Genomic DNA, 24,334 nt, shown 5'->3' with positions numbered 1-24,334 from the left:
GCACAGGATCACTAACCTTTTTGTTTTTTATCTTATGCGTAATGCCGCGTATACACAAGGGAGCTGACAAACGAAGTCGACAATTTTCAACATTACTCTCTTTTTCTCTACTGACCACGCCTCTGGTGCTCTGGTACGATGTGTTCAGAAACAAAGAAGACCACCCAGGATCAACAACAATTTAGGGGGAGATTACATGATTATGAATTCAAAATCCACACGTAATATACTGCTGGTTACGGCGCTTGCGGCAGTCTCGGTGCTTAGCGCATGCGGAGGCAACAACGACAAGAACAATAATGCAGGCAGCAGCACGAACGGCGGCACAACCGGCTCTGCGGACAAGGAAGTGACCCTGCGTCTGTTCTCGAACCTTCCCGACCGTAAATCGGGCCAGGGGCTGGCGGAGCAAATGGTAATCGACAACTACATCAAAGCGAATCCCAATGTCAAAATCGATATCGAAACCCTCGCCGAGGAGCCGTTCAAAAATAAACTGAAAGCCTACATGGCTTCCAACGAAGCACTCGACCTCACGATGGTTCACGGCGGAGCAGAGCTCAATACGCTGGTACAAGCGGGCTATGTGAAAGAACTGAACCCGGCAGAATACGAAGGGGATACTTACAAGTTCCTGCCTGGGGTCTACAAATCATTCACCTTCAACGACAAGCTGTATGGCTTGCCCCGCAACAGTGACTATGAAGTGATCTATTATAACAAAAAGCTGTTCGATGACAACGGCATCAAGGTGCCAACCACTTACGCAGAGCTGCTGGAAGCAGGCAAGCAGTTCCGCAGCAAAGGCATTGAGCCGATGTCGATGAACGGTAAGGATCTGTGGAGCTTCGCGGCCTTCTTCCAGGATCTGGTCGTGCGGATCACCGGCGATCAGAACCTGATGCTGGATGCGGTAGCGAAGAAGAAGAATTTCACCGGCGATGAGAACTTCCTGGCTGCGGCCAAGCTGCTGGCAGAAGCCAGAGATACCAAGCTGTTCCAGGAATCGTTCATGACCGCGGACTACGGCGCTTCCCAGAACCTGTTCACGCAAGGCCGGGCAGCAATGTGGTATATGGGCTCCTGGGAAGCGGGTATGGCTACCAATGACAAGCTGCCGGAAGACTTCCGCAACAATGTCAATGTGCTGAAATTCCCGGTTGTCGATGGCGGAAAGGGCAAGGACACGGATCTTCTGGCTTGGAACGGCGGCGGATACTCGCTGGTCAGCAGCTCGAAGCATCCTGAGGAAGCCAAGAAGTTCTTCGACTATATGATGTCGGCAGACCAGTGGGCCAAGATCGTATGGGATACCGGAGCGGCTGTACCGGCACAGAAGTATGAGCTGTCCGGCAAAGAGAGCGGGCTGCAGAAGCAGCTGACAGAGGTTCTGACCGGAGCAACCAGCACTGCGGGCTCCATTGCCCTGGACTCCGGAACGCCGAAGTTCAAGGATGATGCACAGAATGCCTTCGGCAAGTTCTTTGCAGGCGGATCAAGCCCTGAACAGCTGTTGGCCGATCTTCAGAAGGCTGCCGAAACACAGTAACAGATCAATAATACACCGATCAACAACATAGAGAGTGAAAGGAGACGGGGCGGGAAGCATTCTTGCCCCTCTCTAATCTTAAGGATGGAGTTGGAGTTCCATGCAAAAAGTATTCAACAACAAAATGGCAATCTTTCTGTTCGTCTTTCCGGGAATTCTCCTGTTCTCCCTGACCTTCCTCGTGCCGATTGTGCTCAGCGCGTATTACTCGTTCAGAGACACCCTGTCTCCGGGAACGCCCTCGGCATTCATCGGATTCGCCAACTATACGGAGCTGCTGTTTCATGATTCGCGCTTCTGGCTGGCACTTAGAAATGCCGTATTGCTCGGTTTGGGCTTTATCCTGATCCAACATCCGGTTGCCATCTTTTTTGCCATTATGCTGGACCGCCTGGGCGGTAAGGCAGAGAAGTGGTTCAGAACGATTTTCTTCATCCCATGCGTCATTTCTGTAGTCGTTATTTCAAAAATGTGGCTGTCTCTGCTGGACCCGACCTTCGGCGCCTTCAACAAAATGCTCGATTCCCTGGGGCTTGGAATGCTAAAGCATGCCTGGCTGGGGGATAGCAGCACCGCGCTGATCTCCATGCTGTTCATTCTGATCTGGGCCGGCTTCGGCTGGGGATTGCTGTTCTATTATGCAGGACTCAAAGGCATTCCCGATGATATGTACGAAGCGGCTTCACTAGACGGAGCCTCCGGCTTCCGATTGCACTGGCGGATTACCGTTCCGCTGCTGTCACCGGTGATTACGGTGCAGATTACTTTGGCTATGATTACCGCCTTGAAACAGATGGAGACCGTATTCCTGACCACCAATGGCGGTCCCGGCGATTCCACCCAATTCCTGGCCGTGTATCTCTATAACAAGGCATTCTCGGCAAGCCAATATGGTTATGCCAATGCCATCTCGATTCTGTTCATCATTGTCTGCCTGCTTGCCACTTATCTCAGCAACAAACTGACCCGCAGTGATGCGACCGAATTCTAAGGAGGAACCACCATGACAAAAAGCACAAAAACCATACTATGGGTGTTCTTCCTGATCGTCGCCCTGGTCCAATTGTTCCCGCTCATCTGGCTGGTTGATTTCTCATTCCTCAGCAGCAATGAATTCTACTCCTCCAGCGTCCTGAAATGGCCGAGCGACCCGCAGTGGCAGAACTATATCAATGCCTGGGTGGACGGCAAATTCCTGCGCTATTTCATTAACAGCGCCTTCGTAACCTCAGTGACGATCCTGTTAACGGTAATATTGTCGCTGACGCTGGGCTATGCTTTTACCCGGATGCAGTGGAAGCTGCGCTCTGTCTTCTTCACCATTATCCTGCTGGGGATTATGATTCCGATTCATGCGACCCTGCTGCCTAACTTCGCCATCTTCAAGGCGCTGGGCTTGACGAATTCCTATCTCGGGCTCATCCTGCCATACACTGCAGTGTCTGTACCGCTGGGGACCTTCATCCTGACCGGCTTCATGCGGAGTATTCCCCGGGCGATGGAAGAGTCCGCTGTAGTAGACGGCGCGAATATTTACCGGATTGTCTTCCAGATCATTGCACCGCTTACCGCGCCTGCATTGGTTACGGTCATCGTTACCACGTTCCTGAACTGCTGGAATGAGTTCATTATGGCTTCGACCTTCCTCAGCAAGGATGCACTGAAGACGCTGCCGTTCTCGGTCATGAACTTCGCCGGCCAGTATTCCTCGGATTACGGCTCACAATTTGCGGTCATGGTGCTGACCTCGATCCCGGCCATTGTCATTTACGCCATCTTCAACGAACAGATTACCAAGGGCGTGACAGCGGGAGCGGTAAAAGGCTAAGCTTGATTCAGGATGTGTATGCTATCAAAACTCCAAGCGTATGCTTCCGAAGCTAGTTTTGCGAAGAGAATTCAGGATGTGTATGCTATCAAAACTCTTAGGAGGACTACAATGGATCACTTGTTATACGGCGTTGCTTATTATGATGAATATATGCCTTATGACCGTCTTACGCAGGACATCCAAATGATGAAGGAGGCGGGCATTAATACCGTCCGGATTGCGGAATCCACCTGGAGCACGCATGAGCCGCAGAATGGCGTATTCAATTTCAGTTCTGTGCAGAGAGTGCTGGATGCGATGCATGAGGCCGGTATTCATGTCATTGTGGGAACGCCTACCTATGCGGTTCCGGCCTGGATGGTCAAGGAGCACCCGGAGGTGCTGGCCGTCACTGTGAACGGGGAAGGCAAATATGGCGCCAGACAGATTATGGATATCACCAGTCCGGCGTATCTGTTCTATGCAGAGCGGATCATCCGCAAGCTGATGGCTGTGGTACATAAGCATCCTGCGGTGATCGGCTATCAGATCGATAATGAGACCAAGCATTATGAGACAGCCGGACCGAACGTCCAGCTTGGATTCGTCAAATACATGAGGGAAACCTACGGAACGCTGGAAGCCATCAACCATCAGTTCGGCCTCGATTACTGGAGCAACCGGATCGACAGCTGGGAGGATTTCCCGTCCATGGTTGGGACGATCAACGGCAGCCTGGGGGCGGAATTCGCCAGATTCCAGCGGGGACTGGTGAATGAGTTCCTGGCGTGGCAGGTCGGGATTGTAAATGAGTACAAGCAGCCGGGGCAGGTCACCACGCATAACTTCGATTTCGAGTGGCGGGGCCATTCCTTCGGCGTTCAGCCTTCGGTAGACCACTTTGCGGCTTCGCAGCCTTTTGACATTGCCGGTACAGATATTTATCACCCGTCCCAGGATCAGCTTACCGGTGCCGAGATTGCCTTCGGGGGAGATATGACCCGTTCGCTGAAGCAGGATAACTACTTCGTGCTGGAGACCCAGGCGCAAGCGTTCCCGGAGTGGACACCGTATCCCGGCCAGCTGCGGCAGCTGGCGTTCAGCCATCTGGGCTCAGGCGCTTCGATGGTCGCTTACTGGCATTGGCATTCGATTCATAATTCCTTCGAGACTTATTGGAAAGGCCTGCTCAGCCATGACTTCCTGCCGAATCCGGTGTATAAGGAAGCCCAGACCATCGGCGCGGACTTCAAGCGGTTAAGCGCCCAGCTGATCGGACTGAAGAAGACCAGTAAGGTGGCTGTGATGGTCAGCAATGAAGCGCTGTCCGCCATCGAGTGGTTCAAGCTGCCCGGCGGATTGATCTATAATGATGTGGTCCGCTGGATGTACGACGAATTATACAGAATGAACATCGCCTGCGACTTCATCCAGCCGGGCAGCCCGCGCCTTAGCGATTATGAGCTGGTTGTGGTTCCTGCGTTATACGCCGCCCGGGATGAAGCGCTTCAGCAATTGAATGACTATGTCCGCAGCGGCGGCCATGTGGTCTATTCCTTCAAGAGCGGGTTCACCGATGAACAGGTGAAGGTTCGTCATACCGCACAGCCCGGTATTATTCATGAGGCCTGCGGCATTCATTACAGCCATTTTGCCACACCCAATGCAGTTACAGGACTTACCGGCAAGCTGTTCCCGGAAGGAGCCGAAGCTGGCGTTCACACCGTCCGGACCTGGATGGAGATGATTGTTCCCGGTTCAGCGGAGGTGCTGGCCACCTACGATCATCCCCAGTGGGGCGAATATGCTGCGGTCACCCGAAATACCTTCGGCGAAGGAACAGCTACCTACATCGGCTGCATGACAGGGCCTGCGGCACTTGCAGAGATCCTGCGGGATACACTCCAGATGGCCGGGTTATGGGGAGAGGACCAGCAGCTGTCGTTCCCGCTCATCGTGAAGTCCGGTGTGAACCGGCAGGGGCACACTGTCCGTTACTACTACAATTACTCAGCCGGGCCGCGTACCTTCAAGTATCCGTACGAAGCTGCGCAGGAGCTATTGTCCGGGAATCTGGTGGCACAGGGCGAAGAGCTTACGCTTGGTGCTTGGGGCGTTATGATTATTAGTTAATATAGTACATTAGGAGGCAGAAGCGTGGACGGAACAGGACAAGTATGGATATCGAGTACAGAAAATGAGCCTTGGGTATCCCATCCCGTGGAAGCCACCACTGCAGAAGCAGTGGATCTGGCGTTCACCGGACAATTGCATCAGAATATCGAAGGGTTCGGCGGATGCTTCAATGAGCTGGGGTTCGAGGCGCTGAATCGGCTCACGGACGAAGACAGAAGCGCTGTGATGCATTCGCTGTTTCACCCGGAAGGGGATCAACGGTTCAGCATTTGCCGCCTGCCGATCGGGGCCAGCGACTATGCCCTGGAATGGTACAGCCTGAATGAGACTGACGGCGATTACGCCATGGAGCATTTCTCCATCGAGCGGGACCGGAAGCTTCTGATCCCCTATATCCGCGAAGCCCTCAAGCTGAACCCGGAGCTGAAATTATTCGCCTCCCCCTGGAGTCCGCCCACGTGGATGAAATTCCCGCGCGCCTACAATTACGGCACCTTGCGCTGGGAGAAGGACATTCTGGAGGCCTATGCCCTATACTTCGTGAAGTTCGTCCAGGCCTATGCCGAAGAAGGCATTACCATCCACCAGGTACATGTGCAGAACGAGGTGGTGGCCGATCAGAAATTCCCATCCTGCGTGTGGACGGGCGAGCAACTCCGTGAATTCATCCGTGATTATCTGGGGCCGGCTTTTGAACAGCATGGACTGGATACGGAGATCTGGCTGGGTACAATCAACGCGCCGGAGCCTTGGGATGAGTGGATGAAGCAGAAGGACAGCGGGTTCGATGCTTATGCGCATATGGTATTAAGTGACCCTGAAGCCTATAAGTATGTGAAGGGGGTCGGCTACCAGTGGGCGGGCAAATACGGAATCCAGCGCACGGTACAGGCCTATCCTGAGCTGCGCTATATGCAGACGGAGAACGAGTGCGGGGACGGGGAGAACACCTGGTTCTATGCCAAATATGTATTCAATCTGTATCAGCATTATTTCACCAATGGCGTGAATGCTTATATCTACTGGAATATGGCGTTGCTGCCGAAGGGCCGCAGTACGTGGGGCTGGGAACAGAATTCTATGATTACTGTAGACCCTGGCGGCGTCAAGGCAGTGTACAACCCCGAGTTCTATGTCATGAAGCATTTCGCCCATTTCGTGGCTCCCGGTTCCAGCAGAATCGGCCTCAAGGGCAAATGGACCGGCAATGCAGTCGCCTTCGAGACGCCGGAGGGCAGACGGGTCCTCGTTATTGCCAATCCGTTTAAGGAACCGCGGACGGTCAACCTCTCGAATGACGGCACGCATTACAAGCTGAAGCTGGATGCGGAATCTTTTCATACGCTTCTTCTATAAAAGGAGGAAGACACGAAGCTGGAGATCAGGCATAGAATTGGAATTGTCCCTACCTTCATTTCCTGCTATACTTTGGGCAGGTTAGTTGACAGGGGGTTATACGGATGGCAACGAATTGCTCATTAGCTAGGGAGTCCTCATGCAGAGCCTGATCCGGGGCGATACTTTGCGTGAGGTGCGGCAGGACAATCTTGATCGCCCATACTGATATTATCGTTTCTAATCGCAGGCTCTGCACCTTATTGCATCAATCCATATTAATAAGGGGCTGAAGAGCTGTGAAACCAACATTTATCAGAAACCATCAATATAATTATATTAAGAAACAAGCGGATTTTGTGCTGAAAACACTGCGTTCTGTAGCGGACCGCCGTGTCCTGGAGACCGTAAGATACAGCGCCGAGCTCAACATAACGGGGGCCTTCGCTTCACTGACCGGGGGTCAGGAGCAGATGCTGCGGGCGATCTCCACCTTCGAGAAGGCAGAGGACTTCCAGCAGTATACCAGCGGGCTGGAGCCTTATCTGGAGCCGTTTCCGCCGATTACGCTGAAGCAGATTCAGAAGCTGTTTCCCAAGAATAAAAAGATGAAGCTGCCTGACCTGCAGTCATTTGATTTCCGCTATGTTACGTATCTGGCCTGGGCCGATATCGCCACGAACAAGCTGTTCATTGTCTATCCGCATGAAGGGCAGTTCATTGGTATAGAAGGCCGGATGCTGCCGATGCACAAGAAGGGCTATTGCCTGTTCTGCAACCGGCAGCAGGAGCTTGCCTTCCTGACCGTCAAGACCAAGCCGGAGCTTGCGGCGGCAGATAATTTCGCTTTTGTGGGCCAGTACGTATGTCTGGATAATCATGGCTGCAATCAGAGCATTACAGATATAAGCGCGCTGGAGCGGTTCGTGCTCTCGGTGCGCAAGTAGCAGAATAACAGGATAGTTATGGTAAAAGTGTAGAGCAGCGGTTCCCTTGGGGACCGCTGCTCTATTTGTGTGTTGTAGAGGGCTTACCTGCTGGTCTGAGCCGTTATCATCAAATCGGCCAGCTCCTCCAGAAGCTGCTCCTCCCGGCTGATGATCTTACACATATTCTTATGAAGCTTCGCCCGCGCTTCGGGCTTGTTGCCCGAGCACATCCCCTTGATCATGAACTGATTGACAAGCTCCCACTGTTCGCCTGCATGGCGGTATCCCTCGGCAGCCCGGGAGAGGACAGGGGCATGGCCCTCGCGCTCCAGCAGCCGCAGGAACAGGCTGAACCGGATTCGGCTGATCGGCAGGGCGTTGGCATAGATCTTGAAGGCGGAGCTGGCTTCCGCCGAACCGTCGGCGGTTATTCCGGTCTCCAGATAGGCATTGGCGTAAGCCCTTAGCTGGGAGCCAACCTGATCCGGCCGTACTGCATTAGCCGGGCTGGTCAGCATGTCCTGAAGGACATGCTGCCAATCTGCGCAGGAACGGGAAGGTTCACACCGCCCGAACAAGGCATAGAAATGGCAGGCCCCGTCAAGGATGCCGAAATCTACAGCCTCAAGCTCCTTTCCGTAGTAGGCATCCGTCAGATAGATTAGGCTCTTCTCCCGGTCCAGACCTACGGCAAGACAGGCATGGCTCGTATGCAGCCTGCGGTAGGCTACACACCAGGGACAGTCATAGGAATCAAAGCCGACCAGAACCGGCATGCCTGAGGACAGCTGATTCTCCAGCAGGTCGAGCATATAGCTCTTATCCATTGCCGGTTCAGACCGCTCCATATATTTGAAGGTAAGCCCATGGTATGCAGCCAGGTAACCGGTATCGATCCGGGGCAGGCGTATGCGTTCAATCAGCGGCTGATCCGGGGCTTGCTGTTCTTCCAGGAGCATCTGCCAGGCATTGCCGTACATGAACTTGCTGTCGAGGCCCTGCCACTGCGCCACGGACTGGATGCAGTCATCAATGCAGCTGCGCAGGGTAGGATAAGAGGTACTCTTAACAGGTGCAATATGCAGCACTGCTTATCATCTCCTTCGCCGATACAAAGTGATTATTCAACCGGTTTCGATAACAAGCCGGAGTCGTCCCGCTATATTCACGAAATAGCCGGTAGAAGTATTTCATATCGTAAATCCCGACCTTCAGTGCCACAGACTGTATCCCCAGCTCCGTGAATATCAGCAGGATGCAGCTGTATTTCATGCGGATTTCCTGGAGCATCTGGATGTAGGACCGGCCGGTCTTGTTCTTGAATAACCGCTGGAACTGGCGGGAGCTTACCGCAATCTGCCGGCTCATCTCGTTCAGCGTAATCCGCTCATTATAATTACTGATCATATATAGGATGACATCATGCAGCGGGTCATACTGGGGTCCCGGGGGCTCAGCGAAGGGAACGGCTGCTGCGGGCAGAATGAGCTTCGCCAGCTCCAGCAGCGGCGGGTATATCTGCTGCCTGTCCGTGAGCGGGTCAAGGCTAAGCATCCCTTGCAACCGCCGGAGCAGGAAGAGAATTTCCTTGTTCTTCTCCCGGTATCCGAACCATTGCTTCACCTCCAGCAGCTTCAGGAGCGGCAGCATCTCCTCTTCCGGGAAGGGAACCGGCAGCTCGCTGAGAATCCTGCCAAGCTCAGGCCTGAGCATGCAATTGAAGATGAGCAGCGGCTCTGTACCGCTCAGATCCTGGGGATGGAAGACATGGGATACCCCCGGCGGGATCACCAGCATATCCCCCTGCCTTACCTGCATTTTGTCCTCACCTGCCAGATGGAGACCTGTGCCTTGCACCACATAGGCCAGCTCAAGAAAATCGTGCTGATGACGTACGGAAGTAACCGTTTCCTGTGTCAGGAGCATTTGTACCGGAGAACATGAGTCGAATAGATATTCCCCGGTAAATACCGGAAAAACCTCCATAAATAAACCTCCGTTTCCTACTTCCTTATGATAGACACCATGATGGAAATTTGGAATCCATCCTAGTATATCTCAATATTTTGGCGCATTCAACCATATATTAACATCTTCACTTTTGATATATTCATCCTATTAATTCCATAATATGCACACCGAAAGGGGTATACACATGCAGCAGAAGGTTATTGAGATTATCGCTGAAATCAAGGAGGAGCCCGCTCTGCTTCAGACGCTGAACGGAGCTTCCGATCTGACGCTGGACGCCGCGCTCGATTCGCTGCAAATCATCAACTTTATTCTGAGAGTTGAAGACGAATTCGATATTGAAGTTGATTTCGATACCTTTGATCTTGAACATTTGAAATCGGTTGACCGCTTCTCCGAGTATGTTGCAGGGCTTGCCGTCCGATGAAGAGCGCTGTGCACTGCGGCAGTCTGGAGTCGGAACGGTACTGGCGGGAGGAAGACCTGGCTGCCCTGCCGGCCGTTCCTGATGTGAAGGCACTGGCTATCGTGCAGGCCATGGATGAATTGCTGTTTGTCTTCTGCGGAAGCAGGGATACTCTACTGACCCGTCAAGGCATGGACAAGTCCCAATATGACTATCTGCATTCGCTCGGCTATTCCTTCAGAACCAATATGCATCCGTTGTCTTTGGGAGCGGAGGAAGCGGGTGCAGCGGAGAATGCTCTGAATGTATTCGAGCTTCTGGGCAGGCTGTCCCCCGGTCAGGAGCCTGACAGTTTAATACCGGAAGGCGGGCTGCTTGAACCCTTCGCTGTGCTTCCCGGTACGCATGAGGTGATCAGGCGGTATAAGCTGCTGCCCGTTCTCCCGGATGAACAGATTGTGCGTTCAGTGAACACCAAGACCTACTCTGCTGCGATGCGGGAGCGGCTGCTGCTGCCGAATATCGCTATTGTCGTAAGGAGCACGGAGGAGCTGCTGCAATCCGGGCAAGCGTTGCTGGAGAAGGGAGCTTTTCTAATCAAGGATGAGTATGGGGTATCCGGCAAGGGCAATCAGCTTGTGGATTCTGAGCGTACGCTGCGCAGAATGGCCGGGTACCTGGAATCGAGCCGCAACCAGGACAAAAGAATTCAATTTGTGCTCGAACCCCTGCTGGACCGGGAGACGGACTTCTCCTGTCAATTTCATATTGATCCGGAAGGCCAGATCTCGATATTGTCCGTCCAGCAGCTGGTTAATAATGGATTTGCTTTCGGAGAATCGCATTCCCCGGAGCCGTCCCTGCTCGAAAGGCTGGACCGGGAAGGCTATTGGGAGACTATGCACAGCATCGGGCGTGAGCTGTACAGCGATGGTTATTACGGTGATGTGTGCGTGGATTCCATGCTGCTGCGTGACGGAAGCATTGCCCCTCTTGTGGAGATCAATGCCCGCAAGTCGATGAGTCTGATCAAGCATAATGTAGACCGCCGGCTCAAGCAGGAAGGTGTGCACACCTGTCTTATACAGATCCCGCTGGCAGCGATGGGCGAGGTTCACTATGGAGATCTGCTGGGGCGGCTTGAGCAAGAAGGCGTGCTATTTTCGCTGGAGGCTGGAGAAGGGGTGATTCCCTTGACTTCACGCACCCTTCAGCCGCTGCGCCCGTCGCGTACAACCGGCTCTACGAAGGGGAAGCTGTATGCAGCCCTCGCGTACCGCAGTGAAGACCGCAAGAACAGGCTCACCCGCACGCTCGATGAATCGCTTCTGCGCACCGGCTATACTATACTGCGATAAAGAAAGGAATCCTTCAATGAATAACACCGTGACTATTCTGTGCTCCGGGTTTGGGCTGGGTTTCTATGTCCCCGGTCTGCTAATTGAACGGAAGCTTGCCGGACTTGGCATCAAGGCAGAGATTGAAGTGTTTGAGACGCTCATGCCTGAGCATAAAAAGGAGCAGACGGATAACAGCCGCAAGGCGTACCAGCAGAGTTTTGCCGTAGCGTTGACCTCTCAGAAGATCCCTTCGGATATCCGCAGCAGCCTCGATGCCGGGGCCGTGGAACGATTATTGCAGCAATGGAAGCAGGAGGAGAGACAGCGCTTCATTGTATTATCCGGGCACTGGGTGCATGTAATAGACCGCTACCGTGAAATTACCGGCTGTCCAGTGGACGCCGAGCTGCTCTACATCGATGCTGAGCTGTCGCCGTCCTGGAAGAATCTCCGCAAGCTGAACCCCGGTTATGCGCAGGGCTACCGCGAAGTCAGCATGTATGATCCCTTGAACCGGGAGATTCTATGCCGCATAGATGCCGGACCCATGGAAGCACTGCCGCCATCTTCCCGGAACGGAAGATTGGTTATACATGGCGGCGGCTGGGGCATTGGAACCTTCCGCGAGAAGTTCGATGCCCTGGAATCGGCAGGCTATGAGCTGGATATCGCCGCTTACAGCGCCCAGGAGATCGGAGAGTCCATCCATGGACGACATTATTATATGAATGACCCGCAGTGGCGGACCTGGAATCGTGACAGCAGCGGGCAGTATACCTTCCCGCCCTTTGCAGAGGTGACCGGGAATGTGGCCGGTTCCTTCCCGCCCTGCCAACACTATGAGAAGGGGATGTATGGAGTAATCCGGCAGGCATCCGCCGTGATCAGCAAGCCCGGGGGAGGCGCCCTGATTGATTCCCTGGCTTCGGGCACGCCGCTGGTGCTGCTCGACCCGTTCGGCCCGCATGAGAAGATTAATAGCGACCTGTGGGTGGAGCTGGGCTACGGCATCCGTTACGGGGAGTGGGCCGAGAGCGGATTCGACCGCGAGGCGCTGAACAGGCTGTCCCGTAACCTCCAGTCGGCAAGAGACCAATATCCGGATTATGCGGTAAGCTATGCGGAGCAGTTATCCGCAGCAGAAGGGAGAAGCTAATGCAACCTACGAGCAGAGTGAACCTGGACGAGCAGTCCTTCGAGGCATTGAAACGTACGATCAAGAATGTGGTGGTCCCGCACAGGGAACGCAAGCATGATCCCGGCTTCAAGACAGTGATGCCGGAGATTATGTCCCTGAAGCTGACCAACCGCTGCAATCTCCGCTGCAAGCATTGTTACCAGTGGAATGAATCCGGCTATCATCATGATATGGACGCCGCCGAGCAGAACCTTGATATGGATCTGGAGACAATCCAGAGGCTGCTGGAGGAGACGGATGAAGCCCGGTCCCGCTTGTATTTGTGGGGAGGCGAGCCGCTGTTTCACCGGAAGGCTAAGGAGATTCTGGATCTTCTTAAGGAGCACCCCCGCGATACTACGATCTGTACCAATGCCTATATGATCCCTAAGTTCGAAGAGGAGCTGTGTGCAATCTCGGATAATCTGGAGCTGCTGATCCCGATCGAGGGGTTCCAGGAGGAGCATGATTTCCTGCGCGGCAAGAATTCGTTCCAGAAGGTCATCGACGCCGTTGGCCGTTTACTGGAGCTGCGCGAGCAAGGCCGCTTCCGCGGCCGGATCTCGGTGCACAATGTGATTAATGACAATATGATCGGCCGGTTGTACGAGCTGGTGGAATTTTTTGAGCAAAAAGGGGTCGATCTGGTCCTGCTCTGCTTCCCATGGTATATCTCTGAGGAGACCAGCTTTGCGATGGACCGCTTCTATGATGAACACTTCCAGTGGCTGGCCGAGCTTCCGCCGGATCACCGGAGCAGCTGGCACGCGTTCAAGTATCATATCAAGCCGGAGAATATCAGCAGGCTGACCGAAGACCTGCGGCGGATCAACAGCAATACCTGGCAGAATACCCGAATCCGCTACCAGCCGGGTCTCGACTTTGATGAGATTGAGGATTTTGTGGCCGGCAAGCCGATGAAATCCCGCAGTACGTCGAAATGTCTGGCGCTCAGTACCCGGGTGGATATTGCTCCGAACGGCATGGTGAGTGCTTGTAAGTTCTTTGGGGAGCTCGCGATCGGCAATGTGCAGGAGAAATCACTGACCGAGATTTGGAATTCGGACCGCTACGACAGACTGCGGCGGATTATGGACGAAGGCCTGTCACCGGCCTGCTCCAAATGCAATGTGCTCTACTTGAACACCTATGCCGCGCTGGCCCGGGTATGAGCGGAGGAGAACAGCCGGTCTATAAGCTCGGCATTCTGGGCGCCTCCAGTATTGCTGTTCCGGCGATGCTGGAGCCGGCACGGATGGTGGACAAGGTGAAGATCGTGGCGATTGCCAACCGTACCTTGGAGAAGGCGCAGGCCATGGCGGAGGCGTACCAGATTCCCTGTGTCGCAGGCAGTCTGGACGAGCTGCTGGAGCTGGACGAGCTGGATGGGGTGTATATTGCGCTCAGCAATGAGCTTCATGCGCAGTGGGCGGTCCGGGCTTTGAACGCGGGCAAACATGTCTTGGTGGAAAAGCCGATTTGTCTCCATCCAGAAGAAGCGGAGCAGTTGAGGCTGGCGAAGGACAACCTTGCCGCCCCGAAGCTCGCCGAGGGTCTGATGATTGCCTGTCACCCCTGGCAGCAGGCGCTGAAAGACATCGCCGGCTCGGGCGAATTCGGTGAGCTGCGCAGGATCAGCACCAGAATTTCCGTACCCGCCAAGCATGGGCATGCCGGGAATTACCGGAGTGTCAAGGCTAAGGGCGGAGGTGCTTTTGCCGATCTGGGCTGCTATTGGCTGCAATTCGTGCAGACCCTCGCCGGTCTTCAGCCGGAGGAGATTAGTGCACAGTCGGCCTTTGACGGGCCGGATGGCTGCGACTGGACCTTTCAGGCGGCGCTGCAATACAGGAGCGGGCTGAGAGCCGAGTGTCTCACTTCCTTTGAGCTGCCATTCCGGGCATCGCACACTCTGTATTTCGACCATACGGTGCTGACCGTCCCGGATTTCTTCCGGCCGGTCAAAGGGTTCTACAAGCTCAAAATCCGGCATGATCTGCCGGACAACCGTGCCACCGTATGCGAATTCGCGCCGCTGAACTATTATGTGGGCCAGCTGGAGGCTTTTGCAGACATCATGGGCGGGCAACAGGCCGAGAATCTGGGCGCTACCTGGGAACGGGTGCAGCTGCAATCCCTGATTATGGCCGAGGCGCAGCGGAGCCGGGTGTCTGAGATGCATTCCACTATAGCGGTAATGCCAGTAGAATGAGACCATTGCCAGCAGCAAATTTCAGCAACAAAAAACAGCGACTCCCTTTGTGGGCGTCGCTGTTTGCTGTTAGGCGCTCGGAAAAACCGAACACAATAGTAGGTGGTTCCCTCTTACTGATCTAATTCATAAATTTAAATCTGACACTGTACTAGCGAAGCATCAGATTTAAACAAGTGATTTCATTCCATAAATGCGGTGAGGTATGAAGTTGCGTTCGAAGCGAACATTCAGAGATAGGTGTATTTTGTGCGATTAAAAACCGTGAAAAGGAAGATTTTCCTCTTCTAAGTGTAGTCTGTACAACTAAATTTGCCCGGATTGGCGAAAATCCAGGTATAGAAGCATTTTAACTGCATAGTTAAAGTAATTTTCACACGTTTAGATCTGATGAGCTTGTTAAACCCTATCAACCCAAAATCTAACGGACTGGAGAGATCTTATCCCCGCGAAAACGCCACTTTTTGCAGCGTAACGGACTCAGGCGACCTTATAGTCTCTCTATGAGACGTTTCGGAGCTGAAGTGTAAAGGATAAGGCCTGTGGAGTCCGTTACTCGCCCCATTGGCGACTTTCTTCCCAAATAAGCGCACCTCAGTCTGTTACGCTAAGCCAAACGCCCCTGAAGAACACAGCCTGCTTGGAAAAAAGATGTAATTTGAAGGGGAATTGCGTCTGATCCACTATTTTAAATCTGATGCTAAACTAGCGGTCCTGTAAGGAAGGGGGCTGCTCCATCCAGGCACGCTCGTTGTTCAGCACATAGATTCCGAGGGCCTGCTCGAAGGACAAGCCATGATTATAGAAAGCCAGCATCTTCGCAGCGAAGCGCACACTCTTATCTGCGCTTGGCGATTGCAGCAGCTCTGTTGCCAGCTTGCGGAAATGTTTTGGCTGGGCTTCCGCTGCATCAACGGCATCCAGCAGCCCTTTGTGGCTTGGAAAAAGCAGCCGGTTATACGCCAGAATCATCCGTCCGCTGAAAAATACCAGTTGGCCCGCCGTATGAGCGAGCAGATAGGCGTCATTTTTTTTGCTAGCCTTCTTGGCGAAATACAGTCCGTGCAGGTAGATCTGGGCACAGAAATCCCGCAAATTGCGCTCGCGGTTCTCCTCGGGATAGACGGGAATCCGGGCCACCAGCTCACCCAGCTCCGGGATTCTGGAGAATATGACCTCTGCACCGGTAAAAGCATACCTCGTCGGCTCATTGCCGCGCCGGGCTGCAAGCTCCAGGAACCGGCGGTTAATCACCTTGATATCGGCGTATCCGCCTTCATAGGTGCTGACTTCCCGGTCCACGTAGGACAGCCTATCGTTCCGCTCATATTCCGCATAGGCTTCATCGGTGAAGACCAGATGAACATCTACATCCGAGGTCTCCCTGGCGGTTCCCTTGGCCACCGAGCCGCTGGTGATTGCCGCCAGGCACAAAGGGTCCTGCTCCAGCTTCTCCGCCAGATTCTCCAGTGTCTGCCTGTGGTGCGCGTACATCGCGTTCAGCCTCCTTGATTGAATTCTGCTGTGTTAAGCGTATCAATTGGACAGCTTGCCAGCTATGGTCAATTCAGACATTCAGGCTCCCATGGAATATCCGCCCTCCATATACACCGATCTGATCAACAAGACTTACTACGAGCTGCACAGCTAACTATCTTTAGAGCGCAGCAAAAGAACACCCGTGCTATTCCCGCACGGGTGTCCTTCTGCAATGAAATATAAGTTGAACTCTAAATCTTCAGATAAAGGAAGGAGCGACGGAGGAGATTTTGGAGCTGTAGGAGCGTAGCGTTCGCCTTTGTTTCCGGATTTCTACCGCGTAGAGCGGCATAAATCAAGAAATCTGGAAACAACAGCGGCCGGAAGTCCAAAATCTCCGCAGTGGCGACTACTCCTTTGATCTGTGCATTTAAGCTCAAGCTATCTAATTTGCTTTATTTGCTGCTCCACAACTCCACACGGTCCTGCACATACTTCGTATAGCCAGCTTCCATTTTCTTGACGCCGGCTTTTTCCAGATCGGCCATGTAATCATCCCAGATTTTATCGAATTCCGCCGGTTTGGCCAGAATCGCCTGCGGGATGCGCTTCCACGTAATATCCTTCATTTTATTGCCCAAGATGGAGACTTCATCCTCACCCGGGATGGCAATGTTCCAGGCGGCTCCATATGCTTTTTCCTTGAATTCTTCCTCTTTCGGGAACAGATCCTTCCAGGTCGTAGCTTTGTAGGCTGCCAGCGTCTCCTTCTCAACATCGCTATAGCCCAGCACCAGCTGCTCAGGGAAGTTCTTGGTGTAGTAATTGCCTGTGGAATCCTTGGCACCGTCACCATAGTGAACCATCATGTTCCAGTAAAAGCCAATGCCCGTTTCCTTCGTGAAGGCGGTATTGTCGTTGTTGATGCGGTCCTGAACTTCCTTCGGAACTACGCGTTTGCCGTTCTCCACTTTATAGTGCTTGCCTTCAATGCCCCAGTTGTTCAGGATCTGCCCTTCGTCGGAGGCCAGGAAATCCAGGAACTTGATGGTACGGACCGGATCGGGGTTGGTAGTGGAGATCGAAATTCCGTAGCCGCCCATGAAGCCGGTAGGCCAGAAGCTGGTTTCTTTGTATTCATCGGTCAACGTGACCGGATAGTGTCCGTATGTCTGCTCGAATTTACCCGCAGTCTTCAGGGCTTGCTGCGCGTCATTGTAGTCCCAGTCCTGGTCAATCAGGCCGAGTACGCGTCCAGTCGCCACTTTGGCTTTGTACTGATCGTATTTCTGCACGAAGCTCTCTTTGTCCAGCAGGCCGATATCGTTCATGTGGTTCAGCCAGCGGAAGTATTCCTTCTCCTCCGGACGGCGGAAATGATAGATCGCTTCATGAGTCTCCTGATCGACGTAATATTCACCGTCATCGGAGCCGCCGGTCGTAGCTACCGCAGGGTTGGTGACGGAGATATACATATGCCAGTCGTCTGCGTTCAGGGAGACGCCGATGTTCTTGTTGCCGTTCTCATCAGTAGGGTGCTTCTCCAGGTAGGCCTTGATGACGTTCTCATAATCCTTGACCGTCTTAATCTCCGGGTACCCGGCTTCCTTCACGACCCGGTGCTGGAGCTCGAAGCCGCCGCCCGCTACGAATTTCTTCTCATCCACCGCTGCCCAGGTCGGGATGGCGTAGATGGACTGGTCTTCATTCGTGTACTTGGCCCGGGCCAGATTATCGCCCAGGACCCGCTTGATGTTCGGGGCATGCTTGTCAATCAGATCGGTCAGGTCAATGACCGCACCGGCATCGACCAGCTTGCCGATATCGCCTTTAGCCGAGATAATGTCGGGATATTCGCCGCCTGCTGCAATCAGGGCGATTTTCTGCTGCGGATCACCGACAGCGAATTCGGCATCGAGGGTGACGCCGGTCTTTTGCGTAATAACGGTGCTGACCTCATCCTTCATATTGTTCCAGTTCGGATTGGGGTCTTCCGCGAAGAAGGATAGCGTCAGGGGACTTAAGTCCTCGGCCGCCGCCGTAGCCTCAGCTGTTGCCGTGGCATTGCCGCTGTTCGTGGCCTTGGCCCCGGTATTCTCAGCCGTATTCTTGTTGCCGTTATTGCCGCCGCCGCAGCCTGCCAGCACACTGAGCAGCAAGGTCAGAACCATCAGCGCCACAACCGGTTTCGCCGTCTTTCTTGTCATGAATAGAAACCCTCCCTTTGTCTGGTGAAAATCATATTGTATTCACAGGCACCCGCCTGATAATACCGCTTAAGCAGAACCGCTTAGCTTTTGACCGAACCCAGCGTCATGCCTTTGACGAAATAGCGCTGCAGGAACGGATACACAATCAGAATAGGAACGGTGACGACAATGGTGATCGCCATTTTGACCGATTCCGGGGAGATCTGGGCCATAACCTCCGTCATATTGCGCCCGCGGAAATTATCCGCATTGGTGGTGGTGCTCTGGATGACTTTCATCAGCTCGAACTGCAGGGTGGTCAGCGAGTCCTTCGAGCCGTTATACAGGTAGGTGTCAATCCACGCATTCCACTGGCCGACAGCCAGGAACAGGGCAATGGTCGCCAGCGCAGGCTTGGTCAGCGGCAGAATGACGCGCCAGTAGATGGTGAAGTCATTGGCTCCGTCCAGCTTGGCGGATTCCTGGAGGGCATATGGCAGACCGTCGATGAAGGAGCGGATCACGAACACATTGAAGGCGCTCACAAGACCAGGCAGGACATACACGCCGAAGGTGCCCATCATATGCAGGTCCTTAATCAGAATGTAAAAGGGGATCAGGCCCCCGGATACGTACATCGTCAGCGCCAGGAAGGTGGAGACGAACTTGCGGCTCTGGAAGTCCACCCGGCTTAGGGTGAAGGCCAGCATGGAGGCACTGACCAGACCGAGTAGGGTCCCGATAATCGTCCGCAGCACCGAAATCTTGAATCCGGTAATCAGCCCCGAGAAGGCGAAGATCGTCTCATAGTTCTTGAAGGTGAACACCCGGGGATAGATCGTAATCCCGCCCTTGATGCTGTCCGTCGAGTCATTGAAGGAGATCGCCAGCACGTTCAGAAAAGGGTACAGCGTAGCAACGGTCACCACGGTAATCGCCAGATAGACAACCAAATCGAAGATGCGGTCCGACCAGGATGCGGCGGCCAGTTTTTTGATTCGCATAAGGGCCTCCTATATGATGCTTTCCTTGGTTATTTTTTTGAAGATGCCGTTGGCGGTAAAGAGCAGAATCACACTGACCACGGAGTTGAAAATATTAATCGCCGTCCCGAAGGAGAACCGTCCCATCCCCAGCCCGTAATTCAGCGCATACAGGTCAAGCGTCTGTGAATAGTCGCGCACCAGATTGTTGCCGAGCAGGAACTGCTTCTCGAACCCGATGCTGATCAGATGGCCGATGGACATAATCAGCAGGATGACGATGGTGCCTCGGATGCCCGGAAACGTAATATGACGCACCTGCTGCAGCCGGCTGGCCCCGTCAACCCTGGCTGCTTCGTAGAGCTCCGGTCCGATGCCCGAGATGGCGGCGAGATAGATGATCGTGTTCCAGCCCGTCTCCTTCCAGACATCCGAGGCGGTGACAATACCCCAGAACAGATTGCCCTTAGCCATGAACTGAATCGGCTCACTGATGATATGAAGACCCATTAGCAGGTCATTGACTGCGCCGTTGTCTGTGGAGAGCATCTTGGTAATGATCCCGGCGGCGACCACCCAGGACACAAAGTGCGGCAGATACGATACCGTCTGAACGAAGCGCTTCAGCACCTGAAGCCTGACCTCATTGAGCAGAATGGCGAAGATAATCGGAATGATAAAGCCTGCCAGCAGTCCCATGATACTCATTGCCAGGGTATTGCGCAGGGCGTTGAAGAATTGCTCATCCTGGAACAGCTCCCGGAAATACTGGAGGCCGACCCATTTTTGCTCGAAAAAGGATTTGCCCGGCTTATACTTCTGGAAGGCCATCATCCACCCCCATAAAGGGAGATAGCTGAAGACAAAGGCCCAGAGGACAAAAGGGACAGCCATCATATAGAGATATTTCTGCTGCCGGAACTTCGCCCAGAAGCGGGAGGCAGAGCTTGCCGGCTTAGGCTTCACCATCGGAGTAATCGCTTTCATTTATGTCCCTCCTTCGATATAGCTTTATCATAATCTGCCGCCAGGCCGTGAAACACCCGAAGATTTAAGTGTAAAAACCGGGGGGAATCAGTCATTTTCGTAAGCGCTTTCTGAAAAAGCATCCTCCTGTTCCTTTCTCCGGTAAGCGGAGGGGGAGATGCCTGTTATTTTTTTGAATTTCTCGCGGAAATAATCGACATCGCTGAAGCCGACCTTGCTGGCCGCCTGATGGATTTTGCAGCCCTGGTCCAGCAGCTCCTTGGCCTTCTCAATGCGGATCGTATCCAGATAAGTGTTGAAGGAGCAGCCCATGGTGTTCTTGAACAGCTTGCCAAGATAGGCACTGCTGTAGGTGAATACACCCGCCAGCGTCTCCAGCTTCAGATTCTCGTCATAATGCCGGTGGATCAGATCGGTCATCCGCTTCATCAGCACATCCATATCATCGCGGATAATCCCGCCTGCATATTCCTCCAGCAGACCTGAGATATAGCGCTGAAGCTGAGGGAGGGAGGTATGCCTGTAGATCTGCTGAATCTGCTCCTCCATCCGGCTCTGCGCCGCGCTAAGCTCCTTATAATGAACGGAGAGCTTGCCTGTCATCGAAGTGACCGCCCGGACATAATAGGATTTCACTGCCATCTCGGACAGTCCGGCAGCAGCCATGAGGTCTCCTGCTTCCTGAATGAGGGCAGAGATTACACTATGATTGCCGGTGTCCAGGGCGAAATACAGCCGGTCCATCACGGGAGCGAGCCTGCTCTCCGTATCCTGCGGGTTCGCAGGCAGCCCCTGCTTCAGCTTGAGGGAATCCGGTCCGATCATCCCCGGCTCATCATAGAAGAAATGATCCTTCATCCGCGCCAGCGCCGACTGATGGGAGACCGGCAGCTCCGTCAGACTGTCCACCATATCCCCGGCGGTGATGATGCATTCCAGTCCCTCTGCGGCGGCGGCATCACGGATCTGCCGGGCCATCAGCTTGCTGACCAGCTCCTTCTGGTAAGAGGGCTGCAGCAGCACGCCGAGATAAGAATCCAGCGCGAAGACAATGCCCCAGCTATTGTCTTCGAAGCTTGACGTCAGCCCGGACTTGACGCTGCTGGAAGGCCCGTTATCGGCATGATCCTGGAGCAGCAGCCGGATCAGCACGACCTGATAGGAATCCCAGAGCAGCCCCGCCTCCAGCGCCGACTCCATCAGCTCCGGGGCAGGATGCAGATTGCTCTCCATCAGCAGGGATTGAACCAGCATCTCCCGGCTCCAGACCTTAACGGCCTCATGATTCTTGCGGTGGGCCAGCCGCGCGTTCAGTACGGTGGACAGGCCGGTGAGATAGAGCTGCAATTCCTCCTCATCAACCGGCTTCAGCAGATAGTTATCGATATTGTAAGACAGCGCCCGCTTGGCATAGCTGAAGTCGGCATAGCCGCTCAGGATGAGAATATGCAGCTCCTCATGATCCTCCCGCAGCTCGCCGATCAGCTCCAGTCCGTCCTTCCCGGGCATACGGATATCCACGATCATCAGATCCGGGGAATACAGCTTCGCCTTATGCCGGGCTTCAACTGCATTGGCAGCTGTATCCACCACCCGATAGCCCAGGCTCTCCCAGTCCAGCAGAGTGACCAATCCTTCGCGGATGGACAATTCATCATCAACAATTAACACATTATACATAGGAATCACTCCTTAAAGGGATGGCGAAGCTGATCTGTGTTCCGTATCCGTTCTGGCTGGCCAGAACCAGGCCGCATTCCGGGCCGTAGGTCAGCTTCAGCCGCAAATGGATGTTGCGCATTCCGATACTGTGCGTCTCGTAGTCATCGTTGTTGTCCAGCATCTGCCGCAGCTCTGCGAGCCGCTCCGGTGAAATGCCGGTTCCGTTATCGGATACCTGAACCTTAAGCATGGACTCCTCCACCCGGATGTCCACCCGGACCATTCCGCCGTCCATCCGGTCCTCCAGGCCGTGAATGACACAATTCTCCACCAGCGGCTGAATAATAAGCGGCGGAATCCTTACAGCATTCGCTGCCGGATCTACATACAGCTCGTAGGCCAGCCGGTCATTATAACGGAATTTCTGGATGACCAGATAACAATTCACAGTCTCCAGCTCACTCTGCAGGGCGATTCGGCCTCCGCCGACCTCCAGATTCTTGCGCATCATCTTGCCCAGCAGCCGGACAACCTGCGCGATATCGGTCTGGCCCCGGGTGTGGGCCTTCATCCGGATCGATTCCAGGGCATTGAACAGGAAATGGGGGTTGATCTGGCTGGCCATCATTTTGAATTTGATCTCATTCTGCTTCAGCAGGATGGCATTCTTCTGCTGGTTAGATTCCTGCACCTCACTCATCAGGTCGTTGATATTGCGGACCATATGGTTGAACTGCCGGGCCAGCTGGCCGATCTCATCTTTGCCGTCGATGACAAGCCTTGCTTCCAGATTGCCGGAAGCGACCTTGGAGATATGCTTGCTGAGATGCAGCATTCGTCCGGTCAGCAGGCGGGAGAAATAGTAGATTAGGATGATTGCAAGAATTAGAGAGGAGATAATGACGGAAGAAGCAAGGGAAATAATGCGGTTGGGCTCACTCACAATACTCTCTACGGAGAAAATAGAGATAATCCGCAGGCTGTTCAGGCTGCCCTCGGGATGCCAGTCGTCGATCAGCATTTTAAAGGACTGGCCGCCGATCGTGATATCCGCAGGCCCGTGCCCGGCTAGGGTGGACAGCGGTTTAAGGTTGATTTCATGCAGCGACTTGCCAAGGGTGCCCGCCCGGTTGGAGGCGACAATATTATCGTTCTCATCGACGATAAAGGTCTCGAAGCTCTCCTGCTTCAGGATGCTGCTTAGCTGATCCGAATTGACATTCACGACCAGCACACCGGTTGTGCGCTGCTTGAGGAAATCCACCTTACGGATCAGGCTGAGATAATACTGACCGTTGCGGCTGTCGGGAATGTAACTCCAGAATGCCAAGCCCTTCTGGGCGAGGGCGAGCTGGTACCAGGGCTCCCGGATAACCGTTTCATCGGCCTGGAGGAATTCCCAGTTGTTAAGCACCGTGGGGTTGTCGATATACAGCCGGATGCTGGAGACTTCCTTGTACAGGCGGACGAAATCCCGGAAGTCGGGATAATCCCAGTAGGCCTGCACCACATCGTAGACCGATTCGTACCGGTGATTCGCGGCCTCCTCCAGACGGCTGTCATTGGACAGGCGGTAGACGATGTCCACCGGAACGTTCAGCATCTCGCTAGTCCGTTTTTTCACACGGTCGACATTCGCTGTGATCTGCTTCAGCGCATTGTTCATCGCCATATTCCGCAGTTCACTGGTCAGGAATACCCCCACAATTAGCACCGGAATCAGGACTACACTGCCGAAAGAGAGGAAGAGCTTGGTCCTGAGCTTCAGGTTGTTCATGAAGGTGATGATACGGGTATACACGAATGAAATCCCCTCCGTTAGCACATTAGTAATAACGCTTACAATAGAGTATAGCGCGAAACTGTCAGCCAATATATGTCATGAAAATATTTTTTTTGATAAACTTTCTAGGGCCTAATTCCGATAATAAAGGGATATGTGTATCAATATTGGATATTTATTGAATAAATATTGAATCCTTATTGGGAATAGCAAAATTAAATCAGGAGATTGAATAATGTATGCTATTTTTCGCATACATTCAGGCCGGATTGCCTTGATGCTAGCAAATGTATGTTGTTTTCCGCATACATTTGGCCCGAGCGCCTGTGCGCTAGCAAATGTATGCTGTTTTTGGCATACATTCGGGCCGATTGCCTGTGCGTTAG

At 53.6% G+C, this 24,334-nt stretch carries 19 protein-coding genes; 11 read left to right on the top strand and 8 right to left on the bottom strand.

Features of this window, described 5'->3' with window-relative positions; translation table 11 throughout:
- The first annotated feature begins 196 nt into the window (after positions 1-196).
- The 6 genes from MHH28_RS12530 (at position 197) to MHH28_RS12505 (ending at position 7,777) form a co-directional block, all read left to right on the top strand.
- Positions 197-1,549 (top strand): ABC transporter substrate-binding protein, encoded by a 1,353-nt coding sequence (locus MHH28_RS12530; RefSeq protein WP_405115322.1) that lies wholly within the window; start codon positions 197-199, stop codon positions 1,547-1,549.
- A gap of 100 nt (positions 1,550-1,649) precedes the next feature.
- Positions 1,650-2,540: a carbohydrate ABC transporter permease gene (locus MHH28_RS12525; RefSeq protein ID WP_405115320.1), complete on the top strand. Its 891-nt coding sequence runs from the start codon at positions 1,650-1,652 to the stop codon at positions 2,538-2,540.
- A 12-nt stretch (positions 2,541-2,552) separates the two neighbouring features.
- The gene (locus tag MHH28_RS12520; protein WP_036731633.1) at positions 2,553-3,377 is read left to right on the top strand and encodes a carbohydrate ABC transporter permease; all 825 of its coding nucleotides are present in this window, start codon (positions 2,553-2,555) and stop codon (positions 3,375-3,377) included.
- A 111-nt stretch (positions 3,378-3,488) separates the two neighbouring features.
- On the top strand, positions 3,489-5,492 hold the full coding sequence (locus MHH28_RS12515; RefSeq protein WP_405115318.1) for a beta-galactosidase: 2,004 nt from the start codon (positions 3,489-3,491) through the stop codon (positions 5,490-5,492).
- A gap of 87 nt (positions 5,493-5,579) precedes the next feature.
- The gene (locus tag MHH28_RS12510; protein WP_405117041.1) at positions 5,580-6,851 is read left to right on the top strand and encodes a glycoside hydrolase family 30 protein; all 1,272 of its coding nucleotides are present in this window, start codon (positions 5,580-5,582) and stop codon (positions 6,849-6,851) included.
- Between the two features lie 278 nt (positions 6,852-7,129).
- Positions 7,130-7,777: a FusB/FusC family EF-G-binding protein gene (locus tag MHH28_RS12505; protein ID WP_405115316.1), complete on the top strand. Its 648-nt coding sequence runs from the start codon at positions 7,130-7,132 to the stop codon at positions 7,775-7,777.
- 83 nt (positions 7,778-7,860) lie between these two features.
- Here the strand turns inward: MHH28_RS12505 and MHH28_RS12500 are convergent, their stop codons facing one another.
- Both MHH28_RS12500 and MHH28_RS12495 read right to left on the bottom strand, forming a co-directional pair.
- On the bottom strand, positions 7,861-8,847 hold the full coding sequence (locus MHH28_RS12500) for a hypothetical protein (RefSeq protein ID WP_405115314.1): 987 nt from the start codon (positions 8,845-8,847) through the stop codon (positions 7,861-7,863).
- Positions 8,825-9,745 (bottom strand): helix-turn-helix domain-containing protein, encoded by a 921-nt coding sequence (locus MHH28_RS12495; protein WP_405115312.1) that lies wholly within the window; start codon positions 9,743-9,745, stop codon positions 8,825-8,827. The genes MHH28_RS12500 and MHH28_RS12495 overlap by 23 nt, the downstream gene beginning before the upstream one ends.
- A gap of 169 nt (positions 9,746-9,914) precedes the next feature.
- On the opposite strand from MHH28_RS12495, the gene MHH28_RS12490 reads away from it, so the two are divergent.
- The 5 genes from MHH28_RS12490 to MHH28_RS12470 are packed head-to-tail and all read left to right on the top strand — an operon-like array spanning position 9,915 to position 14,865.
- The gene (locus MHH28_RS12490) at positions 9,915-10,157 is read left to right on the top strand and encodes a phosphopantetheine-binding protein (RefSeq protein ID WP_405115310.1); all 243 of its coding nucleotides are present in this window, start codon (positions 9,915-9,917) and stop codon (positions 10,155-10,157) included.
- On the top strand, positions 10,154-11,494 hold the full coding sequence (locus tag MHH28_RS12485) for a hypothetical protein (RefSeq protein WP_405115308.1): 1,341 nt from the start codon (positions 10,154-10,156) through the stop codon (positions 11,492-11,494). The genes MHH28_RS12490 and MHH28_RS12485 overlap by 4 nt, the downstream gene beginning before the upstream one ends.
- 16 nt (positions 11,495-11,510) lie before the next feature.
- Positions 11,511-12,632 (top strand): UDP-glucuronosyltransferase, encoded by a 1,122-nt coding sequence (locus MHH28_RS12480; protein WP_405115306.1) that lies wholly within the window; start codon positions 11,511-11,513, stop codon positions 12,630-12,632.
- A complete protein-coding gene (locus MHH28_RS12475; protein ID WP_405115304.1) occupies positions 12,632-13,825 on the top strand; it encodes a radical SAM protein in 1,194 nt (397 codons plus the stop codon). The genes MHH28_RS12480 and MHH28_RS12475 overlap by 1 nt, the downstream gene beginning before the upstream one ends.
- The gene (locus tag MHH28_RS12470) at positions 13,822-14,865 is read left to right on the top strand and encodes a Gfo/Idh/MocA family protein (RefSeq protein WP_405115302.1); all 1,044 of its coding nucleotides are present in this window, start codon (positions 13,822-13,824) and stop codon (positions 14,863-14,865) included. Before MHH28_RS12475 ends, MHH28_RS12470 begins: the two co-directional genes overlap by 4 nt.
- A gap of 705 nt (positions 14,866-15,570) precedes the next feature.
- Here MHH28_RS12470 and MHH28_RS12465 read toward each other — a convergent pair.
- The 6 genes from MHH28_RS12465 to MHH28_RS12440 all read right to left on the bottom strand — a co-directional run bounded on the left by MHH28_RS12465 (position 15,571) and on the right by MHH28_RS12440 (position 23,966).
- The gene (locus MHH28_RS12465) at positions 15,571-16,359 is read right to left on the bottom strand and encodes a nucleotidyltransferase domain-containing protein (RefSeq protein WP_405115300.1); all 789 of its coding nucleotides are present in this window, start codon (positions 16,357-16,359) and stop codon (positions 15,571-15,573) included.
- 440 nt (positions 16,360-16,799) lie between these two features.
- A complete protein-coding gene (locus tag MHH28_RS12460) occupies positions 16,800-18,551 on the bottom strand; it encodes an ABC transporter substrate-binding protein (RefSeq protein WP_405115298.1) in 1,752 nt (583 codons plus the stop codon).
- A gap of 83 nt (positions 18,552-18,634) precedes the next feature.
- Positions 18,635-19,537 (bottom strand): carbohydrate ABC transporter permease, encoded by a 903-nt coding sequence (locus MHH28_RS12455; RefSeq protein WP_405115296.1) that lies wholly within the window; start codon positions 19,535-19,537, stop codon positions 18,635-18,637.
- Positions 19,538-19,546: 9 nt separating this feature from the next.
- The gene (locus tag MHH28_RS12450) at positions 19,547-20,503 is read right to left on the bottom strand and encodes an ABC transporter permease (RefSeq protein WP_405115294.1); all 957 of its coding nucleotides are present in this window, start codon (positions 20,501-20,503) and stop codon (positions 19,547-19,549) included.
- An 87-nt stretch (positions 20,504-20,590) separates the two neighbouring features.
- The gene (locus tag MHH28_RS12445) at positions 20,591-22,183 is read right to left on the bottom strand and encodes a response regulator (protein WP_405115292.1); all 1,593 of its coding nucleotides are present in this window, start codon (positions 22,181-22,183) and stop codon (positions 20,591-20,593) included.
- On the bottom strand, positions 22,176-23,966 hold the full coding sequence (locus MHH28_RS12440; protein WP_405115290.1) for a sensor histidine kinase: 1,791 nt from the start codon (positions 23,964-23,966) through the stop codon (positions 22,176-22,178). Before MHH28_RS12440 ends, MHH28_RS12445 begins: the two co-directional genes overlap by 8 nt.
- Between the last annotated feature and the right edge of the window lie 368 nt (positions 23,967-24,334).

Source organism: Paenibacillus sp. FSL K6-1217, from assembly GCF_045040735.1.
In the GTDB taxonomy this organism is placed as follows: domain Bacteria; phylum Bacillota; class Bacilli; order Paenibacillales; family Paenibacillaceae; genus Paenibacillus_AQ.
Note: the sequence above shows the minus strand (reverse complement) of the source record. Positions and strands in the feature narration are given on the sequence as shown.

Bases quoted from the DNA above. Each gene is read 5' to 3' on its own strand.
- MHH28_RS12520 (WP_036731633.1), top strand. From the start codon at position 2,553: ATGACAAAAAGCACAAAAACCATACTATGGGTGTTCTTCCTGATCGTC.
- MHH28_RS12455 (WP_405115296.1), bottom strand. From the start codon at position 19,537: ATGCGAATCAAAAAACTGGCCGCCGCATCCTGGTCGGACCGCATCTTC.
- MHH28_RS12465 (WP_405115300.1), bottom strand. From the start codon at position 16,359: ATGTACGCGCACCACAGGCAGACACTGGAGAATCTGGCGGAGAAGCTG.
- MHH28_RS12450 (WP_405115294.1), bottom strand. From the start codon at position 20,503: ATGAAAGCGATTACTCCGATGGTGAAGCCTAAGCCGGCAAGCTCTGCC.
- MHH28_RS12445 (WP_405115292.1), bottom strand. From the start codon at position 22,183: ATGTATAATGTGTTAATTGTTGATGATGAATTGTCCATCCGCGAAGGA.
- MHH28_RS12495 (WP_405115312.1), bottom strand. From the start codon at position 9,745: ATGGAGGTTTTTCCGGTATTTACCGGGGAATATCTATTCGACTCATGT.
- MHH28_RS12470 (WP_405115302.1), top strand. From the start codon at position 13,822: ATGAGCGGAGGAGAACAGCCGGTCTATAAGCTCGGCATTCTGGGCGCC.
- MHH28_RS12460 (WP_405115298.1), bottom strand. From the start codon at position 18,551: ATGACAAGAAAGACGGCGAAACCGGTTGTGGCGCTGATGGTTCTGACC.
- MHH28_RS12480 (WP_405115306.1), top strand. From the start codon at position 11,511: ATGAATAACACCGTGACTATTCTGTGCTCCGGGTTTGGGCTGGGTTTC.
- MHH28_RS12485 (WP_405115308.1), top strand. From the start codon at position 10,154: ATGAAGAGCGCTGTGCACTGCGGCAGTCTGGAGTCGGAACGGTACTGG.
- MHH28_RS12490 (WP_405115310.1), top strand. From the start codon at position 9,915: ATGCAGCAGAAGGTTATTGAGATTATCGCTGAAATCAAGGAGGAGCCC.
- MHH28_RS12525 (WP_405115320.1), top strand. From the start codon at position 1,650: ATGCAAAAAGTATTCAACAACAAAATGGCAATCTTTCTGTTCGTCTTT.
- MHH28_RS12530 (WP_405115322.1), top strand. From the start codon at position 197: ATGATTATGAATTCAAAATCCACACGTAATATACTGCTGGTTACGGCG.
- MHH28_RS12475 (WP_405115304.1), top strand. From the start codon at position 12,632: ATGCAACCTACGAGCAGAGTGAACCTGGACGAGCAGTCCTTCGAGGCA.
- MHH28_RS12515 (WP_405115318.1), top strand. From the start codon at position 3,489: ATGGATCACTTGTTATACGGCGTTGCTTATTATGATGAATATATGCCT.